This window comes from Pseudomonas sp. W15Feb9B (genome assembly GCF_000828175.1).
In the GTDB taxonomy this organism is placed as follows: Bacteria; Pseudomonadota; Gammaproteobacteria; order Pseudomonadales; family Pseudomonadaceae; genus Aquipseudomonas; species Aquipseudomonas parakoreensis.
The window spans coordinates 3,434-29,586 of the sequence record NZ_JTKF01000013.1 but is presented as its reverse complement, the minus strand read 5'-3'; the positions used below and the strand labels follow the sequence as shown (position 1 = coordinate 29,586).

Genomic DNA, 26,153 nt, shown 5'->3' with positions numbered 1-26,153 from the left:
GCAGGTTTCCGTCTAAGTGTCCAAGCGGTGCCGCAAGTGGATGGCGCGCGGGTCTGCGATTACCTGCAGACCGCGTTGCACAATCTGCTGACGGCGCTGGAGCACAATCCGGCCACGCCGCTGCGGCAGATCTCGGTGCTGTCGCCGAGTGAACGCCAGCGGGTCGTGGTCGGGTTTAACATCACCGGTCGCCAATACCCGCCGGCGCAATCCGTGCAGCATTTGGTCGAGGCCCAGGCGGCCGCGCACCCCGAGGCATTGGCGACGGTGCAAGGTGCGCAGCAGGTGAGCTATGGCGAACTCAATCAGCGGGCCAATCGTCTGGCGCATCACCTGATCGGCCTTGGCGTGCAGCCCGATGACCGGGTCGCCCTGTGTGCCCGGCGCAGCCCGGACATGCTGGTCGCGCTGCTGGCGATCCTCAAGGCCGGCGCCGGTTATGTGCCGGTCGATCCGGCGTATCCGCCGGAACGCATCGCCTACCTGTTGCAGGACTGCGCCCCGGTGGCGGTCGTGGCGCAGGCATCGACTCGCGATCTGCTCGGTGGCGTGCCGGTCATCGATCTGGACCGCGACCTCTGGCAGCACCTGTCGGATGCCAATCCGCAGGTGCCGGCATTGACGCCGAAGCATCTGGCTTACGTGATCTACACCTCCGGCTCCACCGGCCAACCGAAAGGGGTGATGGTCGAGCACGCGACCCTGGAAAACCTCGTGCACTGGCACGCTGAAGCCTTCGACTTGCAGGCCGGCAGCCAGACCGCGAGTGTCGCCGGCTTCGGTTTCGATGCGATGGCCTGGGAAGTCTGGCCGGCACTGTGTGTCGGCGCGACCTTGCACCTGCCGCCGCCGTCGATCCGCAACGAGCACCTCGACGAACTGCTCGACTGGTGGTGCGCGCAGCCGTTGCAGGTCAGCTTCCTGCCGACGCCGGTGGCCGAATACGCATTCAGCCGGCAATTGCAGCACCCGACCTTGCGTACGCTGCTGATCGGCGGCGACCGCCTGCGTCAGTTCAGTCGCGCGCAAACCTTCGAGGTGATCAACAACTATGGCCCGACCGAAGCGACGGTGGTCGCCACCTCGGGGCCGGTCGAACTGAATCAGCCGCTGCATATCGGTCGGCCGATCGCCAATGCCAAAGTCTATGTGCTGGACGCCGAGCAGCGCCCGGTGCCGGTGGGTGTGGCGGGCGAGTTGTATGTCGGCGGGGCGGGCGTGGCGCGCGGTTATCTGAATCGCCCGGAGCTTAGCGCTGCGCAGTTCCTCTTCGATCCGTTCAGCGACGAGCCACAGGCGCGCATGTACCGCACCGGCGATCAGGCGCGCTGGCTGGCCGACGGCAACATTGAGTATCTGGGGCGCAACGACGATCAGGTCAAATTGCGTGGCGTGCGTATCGAACTCGGTGAAATCGAAGCCGCGCTCGGCAGCCACGCTGCGCTGCAGGAAGCGGTGGTGCTGGTTCGCGATGGACGGCTGATTGCGTGGTTCACCGAGCGCACGGCGGTCGATATTCAACTGTTGCACACGCATTTACAGGCGCGCTTGCCGGATGCGCTGTTGCCGGCGGCTTACGTGCGGCTGGACGCATTGCCGCTGACCGCCAACGGCAAGATCGACCGCAAGGCCTTGCCGCAACCGGAGCACGGCGCGTGGCTCAGCCGCGAATATGAAGCGCCACAAGGTGCGGTGGAAACCGCGCTGGCGCAGATCTGGATCGACGTGCTGAACGTCGAGCGGGTCGGGCGTCACGACAACTTCTTCGAACTGGGCGGGCATTCGCTGTTGGCAGTGAGCCTGATCGAACGCATGCGTCAGATCGACCTCGCGGCCGACGTTCGCGTGTTGTTCAATCAGCCGACCCTGGCCGCATTGGCCGCCGCGGTCGGCAGCGGTCGCGAAATCGAGGTGCCAGCCAACCGCATTCCGCCGGGTTGCACGCACATCACCCCGGACCTGCTCAGCCTGACCGAGCTCGATCAGGCGAGCATCGAGCGCATCGTCGCCACCGTGCCCGGTGGCGCGGCCAATGTGCAGGACATCTATCCGCTGGCACCGTTGCAGGAAGGCATCCTTTATCACCACTTGAGCGCCGAACAGGGCGATCCGTACCTGCTGCAATCGCGGCTGATCTTCGACAGCGTCGAGCGTCTGCGCACCTTCAGCCAAGCCTTGCAGCAGGTCGTCGCCCGTCACGACATTCTGCGCACCAGCGTGGTCTGGGAAGGCTTGCCGAGTCCGCATCAGGTGGTGTGGCGCGAGGCGCCGCTGGTGGTGCAAGCGGTGCCGCTGGATCCGGCTCAGGGCGACGTCCTCGAACAGTTGCACGCGCGCTTCGATGCCCGCCACAACCGTCTCGACCTGAGCCAGGCGCCGCTGATGCGCATCGTCTACGCCGAAGACCCGGCGCAGCAACGGGTGGTGGCGATCATATTGTTCCAGCACCTGATTCTCGACCACACCGCCATGGAGGTGGTCGGCCAGGAAATGCGTGCTTTCATGTTCGATCAGGCCGACCGCCTCGGCACGCCGATGCCGTACCGCAACTACGTGGCGCAGGCGCGTCTGGGCGCCAGCGAGCAGGAGCACGAAACGTTCTTCCGCGACATGCTCGGCGATATCGACGAACCGACCCTGCCGTTTGGTCTGCACGACGTGCAAGGCGATGGAGGCGACATCGAGGAGGCGCAGCAAGCCGTCGATGCCGGGTTGACTCTGCGCCTGCGGGAACAGGCGCGGCAGTTGGGTGTCAGCCCGGCGAGCCTGATGCATCTGGCCTGGGCGCAGGTGCTGGGCGTGCTTGCCAACCGCCGCGACGTGGTGTTCGGCACGGTGCTGTTGGGGCGGATGCAGGGAGGCGAGGGCGCGGATCGCACCCTGGGCGTGTTCATCAACACCTTGCCGCTGCGGGTGGATGTCAGCGAAGGTGTGCAGTCGGCTGTCAAGACCACCCACGCACGGCTGACCGCGCTGCTGGCCCATGAACACGCGCCACTGGCGCTGGCCCAGCGCTGCAGCGCGGTGTCCGGCGCGCCGCTGTTCAGCGCACTGCTCAACTACCGGCATACCGTCGCCGAGGCGCAGCCGCGTGACGGTCAGGGCATCTGGGAAGGCGTGCAATTGCTCGGCGGCGAAGAGCGCAGCAACTATCCGCTGACCCTCAGCGTCGACGATCTCGGCGCAGACTTTTCCCTGTCCGTGCTGGCGTTGGCGCAGATCGGCGCGCAACGCATCTGCAGCTACATGCACACCGCGCTGGAGCATCTGCTGCACGCACTGGAGCAGGCGCCGCAACGTCCGCTCAACCGCTTGCCGATTCTTGCGGTGGAGGAATACGAGCGCTTGCTGGTCGGTTTCAATCCGACTGCGGCGGCGTATCCGCGCGGTGCAACGATTCAGGCGTTAGTGCAAGCGCAGGCCGAGCAGCAGCCGCAGGCATTGGCGGTGGTGCAGGGCGCGCAGCAACTGACCTATGCGCAACTCAATCAGCAGGCCAATCGCCTGGCCCATCACTTGCTGGGCCTCGGCGTGCAGCCGGACGACCGGATTGCCGTGTGCCTGCAACGCAGCCCGCAGATGCTGGTGGCGCTGCTGGCGATTCTCAAGGCCGGCGCCGGTTACGTGCCAATCGACCCAGCGTACCCGGCGGAGCGCATCGCCTACCTGTTACAGGACAGCGATCCGGTGGCGGTGCTGGCGCAGGGCTCGACCCGCGAGCTGCTGGGTCGAGTGCCGATGATCGATCTGGACAACGCCCTCTGGCAACACCTGCCGGCTACCAATCCGCAACTGCCGACGCTGACCCCGGCGCATCTGGCCTACGTGATCTACACCTCGGGTTCGACCGGTCAGCCGAAAGGCGTGATGGTCGAACACGCAACCCTGGAAAACCTTGTGCACTGGCACTGTGAGGCGTTCGACCTGCGCGCCGGCAGCCACACCGCCAGCGTCGCCGGTTGCGGTTTCGACGCGATGGCCTGGGAGGTCTGGCCGGCGCTGTGTGTCGGCGCGACCCTGCACCTGCCGCCGCCGTCGATCAGCAACGAACACCTCGATGACCTGCTCGACTGGTGGCGCGCGCAGCCGTTGCAGGTGAGCTTCCTGCCGACGCCGATTGCCGAATACGCCTTCAGTCGTGAGCTGGGGCATCCGACCTTGCGTACGCTGTTGATCGGGGGCGACAAGTTGCGCCAGTTCCCGCGTGAGCAGACCTTTGCCGTGATCAACAACTACGGCCCGACCGAGGCTACGGTGGTCGCGACCTCTGGGCCGGTTGCCGCCGGCACGCTGCTGCACATCGGCCGGCCAATCAGCAACGCCAGGGTTTACTTGCTCGATGAACAGCAACGTCCGGTGCCGGTTGGTGTGGCGGGCGAGCTGTACGTCGGTGGCGCGGGTGTCGCCCGTGGTTATCTGAACCGTCCCGAGCTGACCGCCGAACGCTTCCTCGAAGACCCGTTCAGTGACGAACCGCAGGCGCGCATGTACCGCACCGGTGACCTCGCGCGCTGGCTGGCCGACGGCAATATCGAGTACCTGGGGCGTAACGACGATCAGGTCAAACTGCGCGGCGTGCGGGTGGAACTGGGTGAAATCGAAGCCGCGCTGTCCAGCCATCCGGCGGTGCAGGACGCGGTGGTGCTGGTGCGCGAGGCGCGGTTGATTGCCTGGTTCACTGCTCGAACAGCGGTCGATATCGAGGATCTGCGCAGCCATCTGCAGACGCGTTTGCCGCAGGCACTGCTGCCGGCAGCTTACGTGCGGCTTGAGACGCTGCCCCTGACCGCCAACGGCAAACTCGACCGCAAGGCCTTGCCCGAACCGGATCAGGACGCCTGGCTCAGCCGCGAATACGCAGCGCCGCAAGGGCCGGTGGAAACCGCGCTGGCGCAGGTCTGGGCCGAGGTGCTGCAGGTCGAACAGGTCGGACGTCACGACAACTTCTTCGAACTGGGCGGCCATTCGTTGCTGGCGGTGACCCTGATCGAGCGCATGCGTCAGCTCGGCCTGAGCACTGACGTGCGCGTGCTGTTCAGCCAGCCAACCCTCGCCGCGCTGGCGGCCGCCGTCGGCAGCGGTCGCGAAGTCGCGGTGCCGGACAACCTGATTCCGTTTGGTTGCACACATATCACTCCAGACATGCTGACCCTGCTGCAACTGGATCAGGCCAGCATCGAGCGTATCGTGGCCACGGTGCCGGGCGGTGCCGCCAATGTGCAGGATATTTATCCGCTGGCGCCGTTGCAGGAAGGCATTCTTTATCACCACTTGAGCGCCGCGCAGGGCGATCCGTACCTGCTGCAATCACGCCTGGCATTCGACAGCCTTGAACGCCTGCAGGCCTTTGCCGCCGCGCTGCGTCAGGTCATGACTCGCCATGACATCCTGCGCACCGGGGTGGTCTGGGAAGGGCTGGCGACGCCGGTGCAAGTGGTCTGGCGCGAGGCTCAACTGCCGGTGCAGGAAGTCGCACTCGACCCGGCCGCCGGTGATGTTCTGGCGCAGTTGTATGAGCGTTTCGACGCGCGGCATTACCGCATCGACCTCAGTCAGGCGCCGTTGATTCGCCTGGTCTATGCACAAGACCCGGCCAATGATCGAGTGGTCGCCATGCTGCTGTTCCATCACATCGCCATGGATCACACGGCGCTGGAAGTGGTGCAGCAGGAACTGCAGGCGCTGCTTTTCGGTCACGGCGAAGCGCTGATACCCGCCGTGCCGTATCGCAATTACGTGGCGCAGACCCGGCTGGGCGTCAGCGAGCAGGAACACGAAGCGTTTTTCCGCGCGATGCTCGGCGAGATCGATGAGCCGACGCTGCCGTTCGGTCTGCTGGACGTGCACGGTGACGGCCATGACATCGAAGAAGTCCGTCAGCGCGTGCCCGAAGCCTTGGCGCGGCGCCTGCGCAGCCAGGCGCGGCAGCTGGGCGTAAGCGTCGCGAGCCTGTTCCATCTGGCATTCGCTCAGGTATTGGCGGCGACCTCCGGACATGCGCGCGTGGTGTTCGGCACCGTGCTGCTGGGGCGAATGCAGGGCGGTACCGGCGCTGATCGCGGTCTGGGGATGTTTATCAATACGCTGCCGCTGCGGGTGGATCTGGGCGATGTTTCGGTGCGTGCCGGGGTGCGCGCCGCCCATGCACAACTGACCGCATTGCTCGGCCATGAACATGCGTCACTGGCATTGGCCCAGCGTTGCAGCGGGGTGGCGGCGCCGTCGCCGCTGTTCAGCGCCATGCTCAACTACCGGCACAGCGTCAGCGAGGAACAGTTGCAGGCCAATCGTCTGGCCTGGCAAGGCATCGAAAACCTGTCCAACGAGGAGCGCACCAACTATCCGCTGAGCTTCAACGTCGATGACCTGGGCCAGGGCTTTGACCTTACGGCAATGACCCCTTCACAGATCGGCGCGGCGCGGGTGTGTGGCTACATGCAGCAGGCGTTGGCGGGGCTGGTCGAAGCGCTGGAGCAGACACCGCAGCAGGCCCTGAATCGCCTGCCGGTGCTGGCGGATGCCGAGCGCCAGCAGTTGCTGTTCGGCCTCAATGCCACGGACGTCGATTACGACCTTAAGCAGACCATTCATGGTCTGTTCGAAGCGCAAGTGGCGCGCACGCCGCAGGCTATTGCGCTGCAAAGTGACGAGCAGCGTCTGAGCTTTACCGAACTCAATGCCCGGTCCAATCAACTGGCGCGGCATCTGCGTGAATTGGGCGTAGGGCCGGACTCACGGGTGGCGATCTGCGTCGAGCGTGGTCTGGACATGGTGGTCGGGCTGCTGGCGATCCTCAAGGCCGGCGGCGGTTACGTGCCGCTGGACCCTGCTTATCCGCTGGAGCGTCTGGCCTACATGCTGGAAGACAGCGCGCCGCTGGCGGTGCTGGTGCAGGGTTCGACGCGTTCGTTGCTCGGCGATGTAGCGGTGCCGCTGATCGATCTGGATCAGCCGCATTGGCAAGCGCTGCCGACAGACAATCTTGAGATAGCCGAACTGGCCCCGCAGCACACCGCGTACGTGATCTACACCTCCGGTTCCACTGGCCAACCGAAAGGCGTGATCAACGAACACAGCGGGGTAGTCAACCGCCTGCTGTGGATGCAGGACGCTTACCAACTGAGTTCCATTGACACGGTTCTGCAAAAGACCCCGTTCAGCTTCGACGTCTCGGTCTGGGAGTTCTTCTGGCCGTTGATTACTGGCGCCCGACTGGTCATGGCCCGGCCCGAGGGGCACAAGGATCCGCAGTACCTCAGCGAAATCATCGAACGCGAACACATCACCACGCTGCACTTTGTCCCGTCGATGCTCGACGTCTTTCTCGCTCACGCTGACACCGCACGTTGCAGCAGTCTGCGTCAGGTCATGTGCAGCGGCGAAGCGTTGCCGGGCAGCGTGGTGCGGCGCTTCAAACAGCAACTGCCGGGCAGCGAACTGCATAACCTTTACGGCCCGACCGAAGCAGCTGTCGACGTGACCGCGTGGAATTGCGCCGGGCCGCTGGAGCAAACCCCGGACAACACACCGATCGGCAAACCGATCGCCAACACCCGCATGTACATCCTCGATGCCCAGCAACAACCGGTGCCGCACGGCGTGGTCGGTGAGCTGTACATCGGTGGCGTGCAGGTAGCGCGCGGTTATCTGAATCGCCCGGAACTGAACGCCGAACGCTTCCTCACCGATCCGTTCCAGAGCAACGGGCGGATGTACCGCACCGGCGACGTCGCCCGCTATCTGCCGGACGGCAATATCGAATACCTCGGTCGCAATGACGATCAGGTGAAGATCCGTGGCCTGCGTATTGAACTCGGTGAAATCCAGGCGCGTTTGACCCAGATCGACGGCATCCAGGAAGCCGCCGTGCTCGCCCGCGAAGATGCATCCGGCGACAAGCGTCTGGTGGCGTACTACACCGGGGCACGCCTGGAAATCGACGTGCTGCGCAGCCACTTGCTGGAGCATCTGCCGGACTACATGGTGCCTGCGCTGTTCGTGCATCTCGATGCATTGCCGCTGAGCCCCAACGGCAAACTCGACCGCAAGGCGCTGCCGGCGCCGGATCAGGGCGCATTGCCTGTGCGCGAATATGAAGCCCCGGTGGGCGAGGTGGAAATCACCCTCGCACGGCTCTGGGCCGAGTTGCTCAACGTCGAGCGGGTAGGGCGCCACGATCATTTCTTTGAACTGGGTGGTCACTCGCTGCTGGCGGTCAGTCTGATCGGCCGGCTGCGTCAGGAAGGCATGGAAGCCGATGTCAGGTCGCTGTTCGAACATCCGACCCTGGCCGGCTACGCCGCAATTACCGAACGAATGGAGATCGTCCTGTGAACGTGATCGAACTGTTGGCCACATTGAAGGCTAAAGATATTCAGCTGGCGGTCGCGGACGACCAATTGCGGGTCAACGGCAACAAGCAGGCCTTGAACGACCCGGCGTTGCTGGCGCTGTTGCGCGAGCACAAACCGGCGCTGATCGAGCTGATCAAGGCCGGGCAGTACTCGGCCAGCAAGCATGGTCTGGTCGAGGTGCCGGTCAACGGCATCGTTGCCGGCACCACGCGCATCACTCCGGCGATGCTGACGCTGGTCGAACTCGACCAGACGATCATCGACCACCTCGTCGCACAAGTCCCCGGCGGCGCAGCCAACGTGCAGGACATCTACCCGCTGGCGCCGCTGCAGGAAGGCATCCTGTATCACCACGTCAGTGGCGGTGACGGTGATCCGTATGTCATGCAATCGCATTTCGCCTTTGCCAGCCGCGAGCGTTTTCAAGCGTTCGCTCAAGCGCTGCAAGCGGTGATCGATCGCCATGACATTCTGCGCACCGCTGTGCATTGGGCAGGGCTGGACGCGCCGGTGCAGGTGGTCTGGCGTCGGGCCGAACTGCCGGTGGAAGAAGTGACGCTGCCAGAACCCGCCAGCGACGTTCTGGCGTATCTGCATGAGCGTTTCGACGCCCGGCACTTCCGCCTCGACGTGACCCAGGCGCCGCTGATGCGTCTGGCCCACGCCTGGGATGAGGCCGGGCAACGGGTGATCGCCACGCTGTTGTTCCATCACATGGCGCTCGACCACTCGGCCCTCGACGTGGTGCGCCACGAAATGCGCGCCTGCCTTACCGGGCAGCGTGAACGGCTCGGGCGCCCGGTGCCGTTTCGCAACTACGTGGCGCAGGCGCGTCTGGGCGTCAGCGAGGCCGAGCACGAGGCGTTTTTCCGCGAGATGCTCGGCGACATCGACGAACCGACGCTGCCTTACGGCTTGCAGGATGTGGAAGGTGACGGCAGCGAAATCGTCGAACTCAGCGTGCCGGTCGCGGCGCTATTGGGCCAGCGTTTGCGGGCGCAGGCACGGACGCTCGGCGTCAGTGTCGCCAGCCTGTTCCACCTCGGCTGGGCGCAGGTGCTGGCCGCGCTGACCGGCAAGCAGCAGGTGGTGTTCGGTACCGTGCTGATGGGCCGCATGCAGGGCGCCGAGGCGATTGACCGGGCGCTGGGGATTTTCATCAACACCTTGCCGTTGCGGGTGAATGTCGACGGGCAGGATGTGCGCGCGGCCGTCAACGCCACCCACGCACGGCTGACCACGCTGATGCGGCACGAACACGCACCGCTGGCCGTGGCTCAGCGCTGCAGTCACGTGGTGGCGCCGACGCCGCTGTTCAGCACACTGCTCAATTATCGCCACAGCCACAACGTCGCCACCGCCAGCGCCGAAACCCTCGCGGCGTGGGACGGCATCTCCACGTTGCACTCCGAAGAGCGCAGCAACTATCCGCTGACGATGAGCGTCGATGACCTCGGTGACGCCTTCAGCCTGACGCTGCTGGCCAGCACCGAGACCGATCCGCAGCGTATCTGCGACTACCTACTCTGCGCACTGCAGAACTTGCTGCTCGCCCTGGAGCAGGCGCCGCAGACACCGGTCAATCAATTGCCGATCCTGCCGGCGGCAGAGCTTGAACAGCTGTTGCGCGGGTTCAATGCCACTCAAGTGGATTTCCCTGCGCCACAGACCCTCCAGCAACGTTTCGAGGCGCAGGTGGCCGAACGGCCGGACGCGCTGGCGGCGGTGTTTGCCGATGCGCAATTGACCTATGCCGAACTCAATCAGCAGGCCAACGCCTTGGCGCAGCACCTGATCGGCTTGGGTGTGAAGCCGGATGATCGCGTGGCGATTGTTGCCCGCCGTGGGCTGGACACCCTGGTCGGGCTGGTGGCGATCCTCAAGGCGGGCGCCGGTTACGTGCCGATTGACCCGGCGCACCCGGCGGAGCGCTTGAACTACCTGCTCGACGACAGCGCGCCAGTGGCGGTGCTGACCCAAAACAATCTGCGCGAGCGCTTACCGACGCTGACCGTGCCGGTACTCGAACTCGACCGCTGCAACTGGCCGCAGGACGTGACCCATAATCCGCGCGTTCCCGGCCTGAGCACCGCGAACCTGGCCTACGTGATCTACACCTCCGGCTCCACCGGTCTGCCCAAAGGCGTGATGGTCGAGCATCACACCTTGAGCAATCTGGTTGACTGGCACTGCGCGGCGTTCGACCTGTGTGCCGGGCGTCACACCTCAAGCCTCGCCGGTTTCGGTTTCGATGCGATGGCCTGGGAAGTCTGGCCGGCGTTGTGCGCAGGCGCGACCCTGCATCTGGCGCCGACTCACGAGGGTGGCGAAGACATTGATGCCATGCTCGCGTGGTGGTGCGCGCAGCCGCTGGACGTGAGCTTCCTGCCGACGCCGGTGGCCGAATACGCCTTCAGTCAGAACCTCGAACACCCGACCCTGCGCACGTTGCTGATCGGCGGCGACCGCTTGCGTCAGTTCAATCGCAATCAGCATTTCGACGTGATCAACAACTACGGCCCGACCGAGGCCACAGTGGTCGCGACTTCAGGTCGGGTGCAAAGCGGCGACGCGCTGCACATCGGCAAACCGCTGAGCAATGCCACGGTGTACCTGCTTGACCAACAACAACGCCCGGTGCCGGTTGGCGTGGCTGGCGAGTTGTACGTTGGCGGTGCCGGGGTCGCCCGTGGCTACCTGAATCGCCCGCAAATGACTGCCGAGCGCTTTTTGCGTGACCCGTTCAGCAGCGCACCCAATGCGCGGATGTACCGCACCGGCGACTTTGCACGCTGGCGTGAAGACGGCAACCTCGAGTACCTGGGGCGCAACGACGATCAGGTGAAAATCCGTGGCGTGCGCATCGAGCTGGGCGAGATCGAAACCTGCCTCAATCAGTTGCCGGGGATTCAGGAGGCGGTGCTGCTGGCCCGCGAAGATCAACCCGGCCAGCCGCGACTGGTGGCCTACTTCACCGAGCAGACGCAGGTCGAGGCGCTGCCGGTGGGCGAGTTGCGCGCGCAATTGCTCAGCCGGTTGCCGGAGTACATGGTGCCGACCGCGTTCGTCAAACTCGCCGCGCTGCCGCTGACCGCCAACGGCAAGGTCGACCGCAAGGCCTTGCCGGCGCCGGATCTGGCGGCGCTGTTCACCCGTGAATACGCGGCGCCCGAAGGCGAGGTGGAAACCGCGCTGGCGCAGATCTGGGCCGACGTGCTGCAGGTCGAGCGGGTCGGGCGTCAGGATCACTTTTTCGAACTCGGCGGGCATTCGTTGCTGGCGATGCGCATGGTTTCGCAAGTGCGCCAGCATCTGGGTGTCGAGCTGGCGCTGAGCGATCTGTTCGCCAACGCCGAACTGGCGGCGGTCGCGTCAGTGCTCAGCGAGGCCGGACGCTGTGCGCAACCGCAGATCGTGCCGGTACCGCGTGACGGCGCGTTGCCGCTGTCGTTCGCCCAACAACGCCTGTGGTTCCTCGCGCAAATGGAAGGCGCCAACACCGCCTACAACATTCCCGTGGCCCTGCGTCTGCGTGGTCGTCTCGACGACGCGGCGCTGCAACGCGCACTGGCGCGGATCGTCGCCCGCCACGAAACCCTGCGCAGCCGCTTCGCCCAATTCAACGACGAGGCGCAGGTGCAGATTGCCCCGGTGGACACCGGCCTGCTGCTGCGGGTCGAAGACCTGCGCCAGCACCCGCAACCCGAGGAAACCCTGCAGGCGCTGATTCAGGGCGAAGCCTCCGGGCCGTTCGACTTGCAGGACGATCCGTTGATTCGCGGGCGACTGGTACGCCTGGCCGACGATCACCATGTGTTGTTGCTGACCCTGCACCACATCATCTCTGACGGTTGGTCGATGGGGGTTTTGACCCGCGAGCTGATGGCGCTGTATCAGGCGTTCAGTCATGGCCAGCCGGATCCGTTGCCGCCGCTGGCGCTGCAATACACCGACTACGCGGTGTGGCAACGGCGCTGGCTCAGCGGCGAAGTGCTGCAACGCCAGAGCGAGTACTGGCAACAGACCCTCGCCGGCGCCCCGGCGCTGTTGATGCTGCCGACCGATCGGCCGCGCCCGGCGCAGCAGGACTATGCCGGCAGCAGCGTTGCCGTCGTGCTCGACGAACGCTTGAGCGCCGGGCTCAAAGCTTTGGGCCAGCGCCACGGCGTGACCCTGTACATGACGCTGATGAGTGCCTGGGCGATGCTGCTCAGCCGCTTGTCCGGGCAGGCGGACGTGGTGATCGGTTCGCCAGTGGCCAACCGCACCCGCGCCGAGATCGAAGGCCTGATCGGCATGTTCGTCAACACCCTGGCCCTGCGCATCGACACCTCGGGCGAGCTGAGCGTCGAAGCGCTGCTGGCGCGGGTCAAGGCGCAAACCCTGCAAGCGCAGGCGCATCAGGATCTGCCGTTCGAGCAAGTGGTGGAAATCACCCGGCCCGTGCGCAGCCTGGCGCACAGCCCGTTGTTCCAGACCTTGCTCAGTTGGGATGGTCTCGAAAGCCCGGCGCTGGCCCTCGGCGAACTGATGCTGGAAGGCGTGGCCGAGCCGAGCCACTTCGCCAAGTTCGACCTGTCGCTGAGCCTGAGTGAGTCCAACGGCATCATTCGCGGATCGCTGGAATACGCCACGGCGTTGTTTGACCAGAGCACGGTCGAGCGCTTCGTCGGTTACTTCCAGCGCCTGTTGCAGGCGATGGTCGGCAATGATCAGGCGCTGCTGGAACAGGCGCCGTTGCTGGCGGAGGAGGAACAGCAGCGTTTGTTGGTCGAGTTCAATGCCACCGAGGTCGATTACGACCTTGAGCAGACCATTCATGGTCTGTTCGAAGCGCAAGTGGCGCGCACGCCGCAGGCTATTGCGCTGCAAAGTGACGAGCAGCGTCTGAGCTTTACCGAACTCAATGCCCGGTCCAATCAACTGGCGCGGCATCTGCGTGAATTGGGCGTAGGGCCGGACTCACGGGTGGCGATCTGCGTCGAACGTGGTCTGGACATGGTGGTCGGGCTGCTGGCGATCCTCAAGGCTGGCGGCGGTTACGTGCCGCTGGACCCGGCGTATCCGCTGGAGCGTCTGGCCTACATGCTGGAGGACAGCGCGCCGCTGGCGGTGCTGGTGCAGGGTTCGACGCGTTCGTTGCTCGGCGATGTAGCGGTGCCGCTGATCGATCTGGATCAGCCGCACTGGCAGTCGCTGCCATCGGACAATTTGTCGTTCGCTGACTTGACCCCGCAGCACACCGCGTACGTGATCTACACCTCCGGTTCCACTGGCCAACCGAAAGGCGTGATCAACGAACATCGCGGGGTGGTCAACCGCCTGCTGTGGATGCAGGACGCCTATCAACTGACCGCCAGCGACACGGTGTTGCAGAAAACCCCGTTCAGCTTCGACGTCTCGGTCTGGGAGTTCTTCTGGCCGTTGATGACTGGCGCACGACTGGTCATGGCGCGGCCCGAGGGGCACAAGGATCCGCAATACCTCAGCGAAATCATCGAACGTGAACACATCACCACGTTGCACTTCGTACCGTCGATGCTCGATGTGTTTCTCGCTCACGGTGACAGCGCACGTTGCAGCAGCCTGCGGCAAGTCATGTGCAGCGGCGAAGCGTTGCCGGGCAGCGTGGTACGGCGCTTCAAACAGCAACTGCCGGGCAGCGAACTGCACAACCTCTACGGCCCGACCGAAGCGGCAGTGGACGTGACCGCGTGGAACTGCGCAGGGCCGCTCGAAAGCACCCCGGACAACACGCCAATCGGCAAACCAATCGCCAACACCCGGATGTACATCCTCGATGCCCAGCAACAACCGGTGCCGCACGGCGTGGTCGGCGAGCTGTACATCGGTGGCGTGCAGGTGGCGCGCGGTTATCTGAATCGCCCACAGCTGAACGCCGAACGCTTCCTCGACGATCCGTTCCAGGCCAATGGGCGGATGTACCGCACCGGCGACGTCGCCCGCTATCTGGCGGACGGCAATATCGAGTACCTCGGTCGCAACGACGATCAGGTGAAGATCCGTGGTTTGCGTATTGAACTCGGTGAAATCCAGGCGCGTTTGACCCAGATTGACGGCATTCAGGAAGCCGCCGTATTGGCCCGCGAGGACGTGCCGGGGGACAAACGTCTGGTCGCGTACTACACCGGCGCACCGCTGGAAATTGAAACACTGCGCAGCCATCTGCTGGAAAACCTGCCGGACTACATGGTGCCTGCCGTATTCGTGCATCTCGATGCACTGCCGCTGAGCCCCAACGGCAAACTCGACCGCAAGGCGTTGCCGGCGCCGGATCTGGCGGCGCTGACCGCCCGTGAATATGAAGCGCCGGTCGGCGAAGTGGAAATCGCCCTCGCGCAGCTCTGGGCTGACCTGCTCAAGGTTGAGCGGGTAGGGCGCCACGACCATTTCTTCGAACTGGGTGGCCACTCGCTGTTGGCAGTAAATCTGGTGGCGCGCATGCGTCGCGCCGGTCTGACGGCCGACATCCGCGTGCTGTTCAACCAGCCGACCCTCGCCGCACTGGCCGCTGCGGTGGGCGGTGAACCGGAGGCCGAAGTCGCGGCCAACTTCATCACCACGGACTGCACACGCATCACTCCCGAGCTGCTGCCACTGGTAGCGCTCGACCAGCCGAGCATTGACCGCATCGTCGCCAGCATCCCCGGCGGCGTGGCCAATGTGCAGGACATCTATCCGCTGGCGCCGTTGCAGACTGGCATCCTCTTTCATCACTTGTCCGCCGCACAGGGCGATCCGTATGTGTTGCAGGCGCAGTTTGCATTTGCCGACGAGCAGCGCCTGAACACCTTCACCCAAGCCCTGCAGAACGTAATCCAGCGCCACGACATCCTGCGCACTTCGCTGTTCTGGGACGGCCTGCAAGACCCGGTGCAAGTGGTCTGGCGTGAGGCACCGCTGGCGTGCGAAGCGCTGGAACTGGATGGCGCGAACGGCGATGTACTCGAGCAATTGCGCCGTCGCTTCGACGCCACGCAGTACCGCCTGGCCGTCAATCAGGCGCCGCTGATGCGCGTGGTACACGCCTGGGATTCAGCCAATCAGCGGGTGGTGGCGTTGTTGCTGTTCCATCACCTGATCATGGACCACGTGGCGCTGGAGGTGCTGCAACACGAGATGCAGGCGTTCCTGATCGGTCAGCCGCAACGTCTGGCCGAGCCGGTGCCGTATCGCAATTACGTGGCGCACACCCTGTCGGGGATGAGCGACCAGCAGCACGAAGCGTTCTTCCGCGAGATGCTCGGTGACGTCGACGAACCCACCTTGCCTTACGGGCAGAACCCGGCGCAGGAAGGGCTGGCCACGCAGGCTCGGTTGAGCCTCGACGCCACGCTGAGCCGCAACCTGCGCAGTCAGGCGCGGCGCCTGGGTGTCAGCGCTGCAAGTCTGATGCACCTGGCATGGGCGCAGGTACTGGGGCCATTGTCCGGTCGTGACGACGTGGTGTTCGGTACGGTATTGCTCGGTCGCTTGCAGGGCGGCGAGGGCGCCGAACGGGCGCTCGGGGTGTTCATCAATACCTTGCCGCTGCGTATCGATCTGCGCGCGCACAGCGTCAAGGGCGCAGCACTGGCGACGCATCAATTACTCAGCCAGTTGCTCCAGCACGAACACGCACAACTGGCGCGCATTCAGCATTGCAGCGCCATGGCGCCGAGCACGCCGCTGTTCAGCACGTTGTTCAATTACCGTCATGGTGCCTCGGCGGGTGGCGGTTCTGCCGAGGCCCGGGCGGCCTGGCAGGGCATGCAATTGCTCGAGGCCGAGGAGCACAGCAACTACCGCCTGACCCTTAGCGTCGACGACCTCGGCGAAGGCTTCAGCCTGACCGCACTGGCCGGTGCCGGTATCGATGCGCGGCGCATTTGCGACTATCTGCAATGCGCCTTGCACGCGCTGGTGGAGGCGCTGGAGCACTCGCCGCATCAAGGCTTTGAACCGCTGTCGATCCTGCCGGGCGCGGAGCGCGAGCAGGTGTTGCACAGCTTCAACACGACCCGCGCCGATTACCCGCAGGGGTTGACGATTGCCCAGCGTTTCGAGCAGCAAGCCATTGAACGGCCGCAGGCGCTGGCAGCGGTGTTTGCCGGTGCCTCGCTGAGCTATGCCGAGTTGAACCGCCAGGCCAACATGCTGGCGCATCATTTGATTGCATCGGGTGTACAGCCTGACGACCGCGTGGCCATCGTCGCCCGGCGCGGTCTCGATACGCTGGTCGGGCTGGTGGCGATTCTCAAGGCGGGCGCCGGTTATGTGCCGGTGGATCCGGCGCACCCGGCGGAGCGCCTGAGCTATCTGCTGCAAGACAGTGCGCCTGTCGCGGTGCTGAGCCAAAGCGCTCTGCGTGAACGCCTGCCGGCATTGTCGGTGCCGCTGATCGACCTTGATCTGCGCCAGTGGCCAAACGAGCCAATCGACAACCCGTCGCTGCCGGCCCTGACCCCGCAACACCTGGCCTACGTGATCTACACCTCCGGCTCCACTGGCCTGCCGAAGGGCGTGATGGTCGAGCATCAGACCCTGAGCAACCTCGTGGACTGGCACTGCGCGGCCTTCGATCTGCACGCTGGCAGCCATACTTCAAGCCTGGCCGGGTTCGGTTTCGACGCCATGGCCTGGGAAGTCTGGCCGGCCTTGTGCGTTGGCGCGACCGTGCATCTGGCGCCAAACCATGACGGCAACGAAGACATCGACGCGCTGCTGACCTGGTGGCGTGCGCAGCCGCTGGACGTGAGCTTCCTGCCGACCCCGGTGGCCGAGTACGCCTTCAGTCAGGAGCCGGCGCATCCGACCCTGAAAACCCTGTTGATCGGCGGCGATCGTCTGCGCCAGTTCAACCGCAACCAGCCGTTCCGGGTGATCAATAACTATGGCCCGACCGAAGCCACGGTGGTGGCGACCTCCGGCCTGATCGAGGCGGGCGACGTCTTGCACATCGGTAAACCGGTGAGCAATGCCACGGTGTATCTGCTCGACGCGCAGCAACGCCCGGTGCCGCTGGGCGTGATGGGCGAGTTGTATGTCGGCGGTGCCGGCGTGGCCCGTGGGTACCTGAACCATCCGCAGATGACCGCCGAACGCTTTCTGCGCGATCCGTTCAGCAGCGTGCCGAATGCACGCCTGTACCGCACCGGCGACCTGGCGCGCTGGCGCGAGGACGGCACCCTCGAATACCTCGGGCGCAACGACGATCAGGTGAAAATCCGTGGCGTGCGTATCGAGTTGGGCGAGATCGAAACCCGCCTCAATCAGCTCGACGGCGTTCAAGACGCGGTGCTGCTGGCCCGAGAGGATGAACCCGGCCAGCCACGTCTGGTGGCGTATTTCACCGAACAGGGCGACGCGCTGAGCGTTGGCGATCTGCGCGCCCGGCTGTTGGCGCAACTGCCGGAATACATGGTGCCGGCGGCATTCGTCAGGCTTGACGCATTACCGCTGACCGCCAACGGCAAGGTCGACCGCAAGGCGCTGCCAAAGCCGCAGCTGACTGCGCTGTTCAGCCGCGCATACGTCGAACCGCAAGACGCGCTGGAAACCGCGCTGGCGCAGATCTGGGCCGAGGTGCTGCAGGTCGAGCGGGTCGGTCGGCATGATCACTTCTTCGAACTCGGCGGCCATTCGCTGCTGGCCATGCGCATGGTCGCGCAGGTGCGTCAGCAACTGGGGCTGGAGCTGGTGCTGGCCGATCTGTTCGCCAACCCTGAACTGGCGGCGGTCGCCGAGTGCCTGGGCGTAGCGCAGGTCAGTAGCCAACCACCGATCGTCGCGGTGCCGCGTGACGGCACGCTGTCCTTCGCCCAGCAGCGCCTGTGGTTTCTCGCGCAAATGGACGGCGGCAATTCGGCGTACAACATTCCGCTTGGCCTGCGCCTGCGTGGACGGCTCGATGGCGAAGCCTTGCAGCGCGCGCTGACGAAGATCGTTGCGCGCCACGACACCCTGCGCAGCCGTTTCGTCAGCGTCGACGATCAGGCGCAGGTGATGATTGCACCGGTCGACAGCGGTCTGCTGTTGCAGGTGGAGGACCTGCGCCAGGATCCACAGGCCGAAGCCACGGTGCAGGCACTGCTCGCGCAGGAAGCCGCGACTGCCTTCGATCTGCAGCACGATCCACTGATTCGCGGACGCCTGATTCGTCTGGCCGACGAGCAGCATGTGCTGTTGCTGACCGTGCATCACATCGTCGCCGACGGTTGGTCGATGGGCGTGTTGACCCGTGAGCTGATGGCGCTGTATCAGGCCTTCAGTCACGGTCAGCCGGATCCATTGCCACCACTGGCGCTGCAATATGGCGACTACGCCGTGTGGCAGCGGCGCTGGCTCAGCGGTGACGTGCTGCAGCGGCAAAGCGATTACTGGCAGCAGACCCTCGACGGCGCGCCGGCGCTGCTGACCCTGCCCACCGACCGTCCGCGTCCGCCACAGCAGGACTTTGCCGGCAGCAGCGTCGAAGTACGGCTGGACGAGCGCCTGAGCACCGGGCTCAAAGCCTTGAGTCAGCGTCACGGCGTGACCCTGTTCATGACCCTGATGAGTGCCTGGTCGCTGTTGCTGAGTCGTTTGTCCGGGCAGTCCGACGTGGTGATCGGCTCGCCGGTGGCCAACCGCACCCGGGCCGAGATCGAAGGCCTGATCGGCATGTTCGTCAACACCCTGGCGCTGCGTATCGACACCTCGGGTGAACCGAACGTGGCCACGCTGCTGGCACGGGTCAAGGCGCGCACGCTGGAGGCGCAGGCGCATCAGGATCTGCCGTTCGAGCAAGTGGTGGAAATCGCCCGGCCGGCGCGCAGTCTGGCGCACAGCCCGCTGTTCCAGACCACGCTGAGTTGGGACAGCAGCGTCGGCCCGCACCTGGCGCTGGGCGATCTGAGTCTTGAGGGTGTGGCTGCGCCGGGCCGGGTGGCCAAGTTCGACCTGACCCTGACCCTGGGTGAGGTCAACGGGGTGATTCGCGGTTCGCTGGAATACGCCACGGCGTTGTTCGATCAAGCGACCGTCGAGCGTTATGTCGGCTACTTGCAGCGCCTGCTGGCGGCGATGGTCAACGATGAGCGGACAGTGCTGGAGCATGTGCCGTTACTCACCGAGTCTGAGCGTCAGCGCTTGCTCTACGACTTCAACGCCACTGCACGCGAATACCCGCAAGCGCTGACCGTGCACGGGATTTTCCAGCAGCAAGCAGCGGCGCATCCGAAGGCGGTGGCGGCGGTGCATGGCGAGCATTCGCTGAGCTACTTTGAGCTGAACGCCCAGGCCAATCGTCTGGCGCATCATTTGATCAGCCAAGGCGTACAGCCGGGCGATCACGTGGCGATCCTGCTGCCGCGTTCGCTGGAACTGCTGGTGGCGCAACTGGCGATTGCCAAGTGCGCGGCGGCCTATGTGCCGCTGGACATCAATGCCCCGAGCGAGCGGCAGGCGTTCATGGTCGAGGACTGTCAGGCAGCGGCGTTGCTGACCCTCAGCAGTGAAGTCATCGACTACGCCGCGCCACGCATCGACCTTGACCGCTTGACCCTCAGTGGCCAACCGACGCACAACCCGAATCTGGCGCAGTCCTCGGAGTCGCTCGCGTACATCATGTACACCTCCGGCTCCACCGGCACGCCGAAAGGCGTGATGGTGCCGCACCGCGCCATCGGCCGTCTGGTGCTGAACAACGGTTACGCCGATTTCAACCCGCAGGACCGCGTGGCGTTTGCCTCCAACCCGGCGTTCGATGCGAGCACCATGGACATCTGGGGGCCGCTGCTCAACGGCGGGCGCGTGGTAGTGATCGATCACCAGACCCTGCTTGATCCAAACGCGTTCGGCCATGAGTTGAGCGCCTCCGGGGCGACCGTGCTGTTCGTCACCACGGCGCTGTTCAATCAGTACGTGCAGTTGATTCCGCAGGCGCTCAAAGGCTTGCGCATTCTGCTGTGTGGCGGTGAGCGTGGCGACCCGGCGGCGTTCCGTCGACTGCTGGCCGAGGCGCCAGAGTTGCGCATCGTGCATTGCTACGGCCCGACCGAAACCACCACTTACGCCACGACGTTTGAAGTGCGTGAAGTGGCGGAAAACGCCGAGAGCGTGCCGATTGGCGCGCCGATCTCCAACACTCAGGTGTACGTGCTCGACGCGCATCAGCAACCGGTGCCGATGGGCGTGACCGGCGAGTTGTACATCGGCGGGCAGGGCGTGGCGTTGGGTTACCTGAACCGCGCCGATCTGACCGCCGAGAAGTTTCTGTGTGATCCGTTCAGCGAGCAGCCGGGCGCGCTGCTGTATCGCACCGGCGACCTCGCACGCTGGCTGGCACCGGGGCAGCTCGATTGCATCGGGCGCAATGACGATCAGGTGAAGATTCGCGGTTTCCGTATCGAACTGGGCGAAATCGAAAACCGCCTGCTCAACTGCCAGGGGATCAAGGAAGCGGTGGTGCTGGCGCGCCGCGATGGTCAGGACATCACGCGTCTGGTGGCCTACTACACCGCGCACGCCGGGCGCCTGGACAGCGCCGATCTGCACGCGCAGTTGCTGGCGCGACTGCCGGAATACATGGTGCCGAGCGCGTGGGTACAACTGGATGTACTGCCGTTGAACAACAACGGCAAGGTCGACCGCAAGGCGCTGCCGGCGCCGACACAGGCAGCGATGCTCAGCCGGGTGTATGTCGCGCCGATGTCGGCGCTGGAACAACATTTGGCGCGGATCTGGGCCGGTTTGTTGCAGCTCGAACAGGTCGGTCGTCACGACAACTTCTTCGAACTGGGCGGGCATTCGTTGCTGGCAATGCGCATGCTGTCGCAGGTGCGCCAGCAACTAGGCGTCGAGCTGACACTGGCCGAGTTGTTCGCCAACCCCGAGCTGGCCGCTGTCGCCGAGGTGTTGAGCCGGGCGGGGCGCAGCACCTTGCCGGAGATTTTGCCGGCACCGCGTGATCAGCTATTGCCACTGTCCTTCGCCCAGCAACGTCTGTGGTTCCTGGCGCAGATGGATGGCGGCCACAGCGCCTACAACATCCCGGTCGGTCTGCGCCTGCGTGGTCGGCTGGATGAAGACGCGCTGCAACGGGCACTGGCACGCATCGTTGCGCGTCACGAAACCCTGCGCAGCCGCTTCAGCCAGATCGACGATCAGCCGCAGGTGCTGATTCTGCCGGCCGAGAGCAGTTTGCTGCTGGCGGTAGAAGACCTGCGTCAGCACCCACAGGCTGACAACGCCTTGCGTGGCCTGATTGAGGAGCAGGCCTGCGCCTCGTTCAATCTGCAGCACGATGCGCTGCTGCGCGGACGTCTGGTGCGTCTGGCCGACGACCATCATGTGCTGTTGCTGACGCTGCACCACATCATCGCCGATGGCTGGTCGATGGGCGTGCTGACCCGCGAGTTGGCCGCGTTGTATCAAGCGTTCAGCCGTGGCGAAGACGATCCGCTGCCGCCGCTGGCCCTGCAATACACCGACTACGCGGTGTGGCAACGGCGCTGGCTCAGTGGCGAGGTGCTGCAGCGCCAGAGCGATTACTGGCAGCAGACCCTGGCCGGCGCGCCAGCCCTGCTGACCCTGCCCACCGACCGTCCGCGTCCGCCACAGCAGGACTATTCCGGCAGCCGCGTCGACATACTGCTCGATCAACACTTGAGCACCGGTTTGAAAGCCTTGTGTCAGCGTCGTGCGGTGACGCCATACATGGTGATCATGAGCGCCTGGGCGATGTTGCTCAGTCGTTTGTCCGGGCAGGACGACGTGGTGATCGGCTCGCCGGTGGCCAACCGCACCCGCGCGGAGATCGAAGGGCTGATCGGCATGTTCGTCAACACCCTGGCGCTGCGCATCGACACCTCGGGCGAGCCGAGCGGCGAGGCGCTGCTGGCGCGGGTCAAGGCGCAGACTCTGGACGCTCAGGCGCATCAGGATCTGCCGTTCGAGCAAGTGGTGGACATCAGCAAGCCAGTCCGCAGTCTGTCGCACAGCGCGTTGTTCCAGACCATGCTCAGTTGGGACAACAACGACGATCCGAGCCTGACCCTCGGCGACCTGACCCTGGAAGGCGTGGCCGGCGAGAGCCATTTTGTGAAATTCGACCTGTCACTGAGTCTTGGCGATTCGCCCGACGGGATTCGCGGTTCGTTGCGCTACGCCACGGCCTTGTTCGACGAGGCGACCATTCGCCGCTTCGTCGGCTACTTCCAGCAACTGCTGGCGGCGTTGGTCAATGATGATCAGGTGCTGTTGACGCAGGTGCCGTTGCTGGCGACGGATGAGCGTCAGCGCTTGCTGGTGGATTTCAACGCCACCGAGGTTGATTGCCCGCTGGAGCAGCCGTTGCACGGCTTGTTCGAAGCGCAAGTGCGGCGCAAACCGGACGCTGTCGCGCTGCAATCCGCGCAAGGCAACCTGACCTACCGCGAGCTCAATCAGCGCGCCAACCGCTTGGCCCGGCATTTGCGTGAACTCGGTGTGCAACCGGATGCGCGGGTGGCGATCTGTGTCGAGCGCGGGCTGGATCTGGTGATCGGTCTGCTGGGGATTCTCAAGGCGGGTGGCGCCTATGTGCCGCTGGATCCGGGGTATCCGGTGGAGCGTCTGGCGTACATGCTCAAGGACAGCGCGCCGACCGCGGTGCTGGTGCAGACCGCTACTCGCGAGTTGTTCAATGAAGCGACCGCCACGGTAATCGACCTTGACCGCAGTACCTGGCAGCACCTGCCGGATCATGATTCGCCAGTGCCGCGTCTCAGCGCCTCGAACCTTGCGTACATGATCTACACCTCGGGCTCTACCGGATTGCCGAAAGGCGTGATGATCGAGCATCGCAGCGCCTGCAACATGGTGCATTGGGGCTCGCAGCTCAGTCCGCCAACCGAGCACGGCGCGCTGCTGCAAAAGGCGCCGTTCAGTTTCGACAGTTCGGTGTGGGAGATCTTCTGGCCGCTGTGTTCCGGGATGCGCCTGGTACTGGCGCGACCGGATGGCAACCGCGATTCGGCGTATGTGGTGCAGACCATTCGTGAGCAGCAGGTCACCGTAGTCAAATTCGTTCCGGCGCTGTTGCAGCAGTTCATCGAGCAGGACGGTGTCGAGCAATGCACCAGCCTGACCGATGTGCTCAACGGTGGTGGCGAACTCAGTGCAGCGCTGGCCCGCCAAGTGCGCGATCGCCTGCCGTGGGTGCGTTTGCACAACGTTTACGGCCCGACCGAAACCACCGTGGACAGCACCGGCTGGACGCTGGAGCCGGACATGCCGGTGCCGGACAACGTGGTGCCCATCGGTAAGGCATTGAGCAACACCCGTCTGTATGTGCTCGATGCCTACGGTCAACCGGTACCGCAAGGCGTCAGCGGTGAGTTGCACATCGGTGGCGTCGGCGTGGCGCGCGGTTATCACGGTTTGCCGGAGATGCAGGCCGAGCGCTTCATCGACAGCCCGTTTGTGCCGGGGGATCGGCTGTACCGCACCGGGGATCTCGCGCGCTACAACCACGCTGGCGAGCTGGAATTCCTCGGTCGCAACGACTTCCAGATCAAGCTGCGTGGCTTGCGTCTGGAGCCGGGAGAAATCGAGGCACGGTTGATCGAGCATCCAGCGATTCGGCAAGCGGTGGTGATGGTGCGTGATGAGCGTCTGGTGGCCTGGTACACCGTGCGCGCCGGCATCGACGCGCCATCGTTGGAAACCTTGCGCGGGCATGTGCTGGAGCGTTTGCCCGAGTACATGGTGCCCGGCGCGTTTGTGCTGCTCGACGCTTTGCCACTGACACCGAACGACAAGATCGACCGCAAGGCCCTGCCGGAACCGGGGGCCGATGCCGTCATCAACCGGCCTTACGTGGCGCCCGAGGGTGAAGTCGAAACCGCGCTGGCGCAGATCTGGGGCGAGGTGCTTGGCGTCGAGCAGGTCGGACGGCACGACAATTTCTTCGAACTCGGCGGGCATTCGTTGCTGGCGGTGAAACTGGTCAATCTGCTGCAACGGGCCGGGCTGCAACTGTCGCTGGCCGAGCTGTTCCAGCACCCGAGCATTGAGTCTGCCGCCGCGCTGCTCAGTCAGGACGAGGCACTCAGTCAGCCTGACGGGCTGGTCGTAGTGCGCGGCGGGGCGCACGGTACGCCGCTGTTCCTGCTGCATGAATTCAGCGGCAGGGACGTGTACTTCCCGACGCTGGCCCAGCACATCGGTGGCGAGTTCCCGATTTACGGCCTGCCCGGCGTGCCGTTGGGGCAAGCGCAATTACGCACGCTTGAGTGCATGGCGCAGCGCATGGTCGGGATCATCCGCGCGGTACAGCCACACGGCCCGTATCAGCTGGCGGGCTGGTCGTTCGGCGGGGTGCTGGCGCATGAGGTCGCGCAGCAATTGCTTGGCCTCGATGAACCGGTGGAGTTTATCGGCATGCTCGACAGCTACGCACCGAACCCGCTGGCTCAGGACAAGGCCATGTGGAGCGGCGAGGGCCTGGACAAGCGCCAGTTACTCGGCCATTGCCGTGGCCGTTCGCTGATGCTCGGTGCTGAAAGCGAGGCAGCGCTGGCGGCGGTGCAAACGCTGGAAGCGCAAGTCGAACAACTGGACTTCCCCGAGCTGTTCCAGCGCTGTCAGGCGCAACAACTGACCGACCCGGAACTGGCCACGGTCAGCGCGGCGGACGCCTGGCATTACTTTGATCGCGAAGCGGCGCATCGTCTGGCGCTGGCGCATTACCGGGTCAGCCCGGCGAGCCAGCCGATCCACTTGTTCCGTGCCCAGGAACTGATGGACGGCCAGTCATTGCCGAGCCCGACTCGCGGCTGGGAAGAGCGCTTCGATATCGGCTTGCTGCGTTGCATCGACATCCCCGGCGATCACCGGACCATGATGAAGCATCCGCACATTCAGGCACTCGGTCAGGCCATTACCGGGGCGCTGGAAACCCTGGTGACGCCGCAGCCGACACTGTATCAACCGCTGCTGACGATTCAGACCGGGCAGCCGGGGCATGCGCCGATTTTCTGCGTGCCGGGGGCGGGTGACAGTGTCACCGGGTTCATTCACCTGACCGAGGCCATCGGCCCGGAATGGCCGATCATCGGCTTGCAACCGCGCGGGCTGGACGGCGTCAGTGTGCCGCACAGCGCAGTGGAAGCGGCTGCGGCGTTCTACCTGCGGTCCATCGAGCAGATCCACCCGCAAGGGCCGCTGCACCTGATCGGGCATTCGTTCGGCGGCTGGGTCGCGCATGCCATGGCCGCGCAGTTGCAGGCCGCCGGGCGTGAAGTGGCGTCACTGACCTTGATCGACAGCGAGGCGCCGGGTGGTGACGGCACGGCGGGCAAGCCGTACACGGCCACTGCCGCGCTGCAACGGCTGATCGACACCCTGCAATTGTCCTGTGGCAAATCGCTGGGCATCGATCCGGCGACCTTCGCCAACGCCGATGACAGCACACAACTGCGCCTGCTGCACGCCGGCATGGTGCGCGCCGGGGTGTTGTCGGAGCGCGCGGCACCGGACGCGATGCACGGCCCGGTCCGCACGTTCGCCAGCGCCTTGCGCACGGTCTATCAGCCGCGTCTGGCCTACAGCGGGCCGGTGCGGCTGGTGCTGGTCGATGACCCGACGCTGGACGAGTGGGGCAATCAGCGCGAACAGGCGGCGATGTTCGAAGGCTGGCAGCGGCAGGTCAGTGATCTGGCGGTGTGGTACGGGCCGGGCAACCACTTCACGATTCTCAAGGCGCCCAACGTCTTCAGTTTCGCCGCGTGGTGGCATGACGGCCTGGCGCTGGCGGTCGGCGAAGCGCTGTCCTGA

General features: G+C 64.8%; 2 protein-coding genes (1 of these 2 cut by a window edge). Both read left to right on the top strand.

Annotated elements, in window-relative coordinates; genetic code table 11:
- Positions 1–8,334, top strand: partial view of a non-ribosomal peptide synthetase gene (locus OC71_RS08595; protein ID WP_041067201.1) — the 3' portion only. It extends 4,680 nt beyond the left edge of the window; 8,334 of the gene's 13,014 nt are visible here — the last part of the coding sequence; its start codon lies beyond the left edge, outside the window; its stop codon occupies positions 8,332–8,334.
- Entirely contained in the window at positions 8,331–26,153 is a 17,823-nt protein-coding gene (locus OC71_RS08590; RefSeq protein ID WP_041067198.1) for a non-ribosomal peptide synthase/polyketide synthase, read from the top strand. Before OC71_RS08595 ends, OC71_RS08590 begins: the two co-directional genes overlap by 4 nt.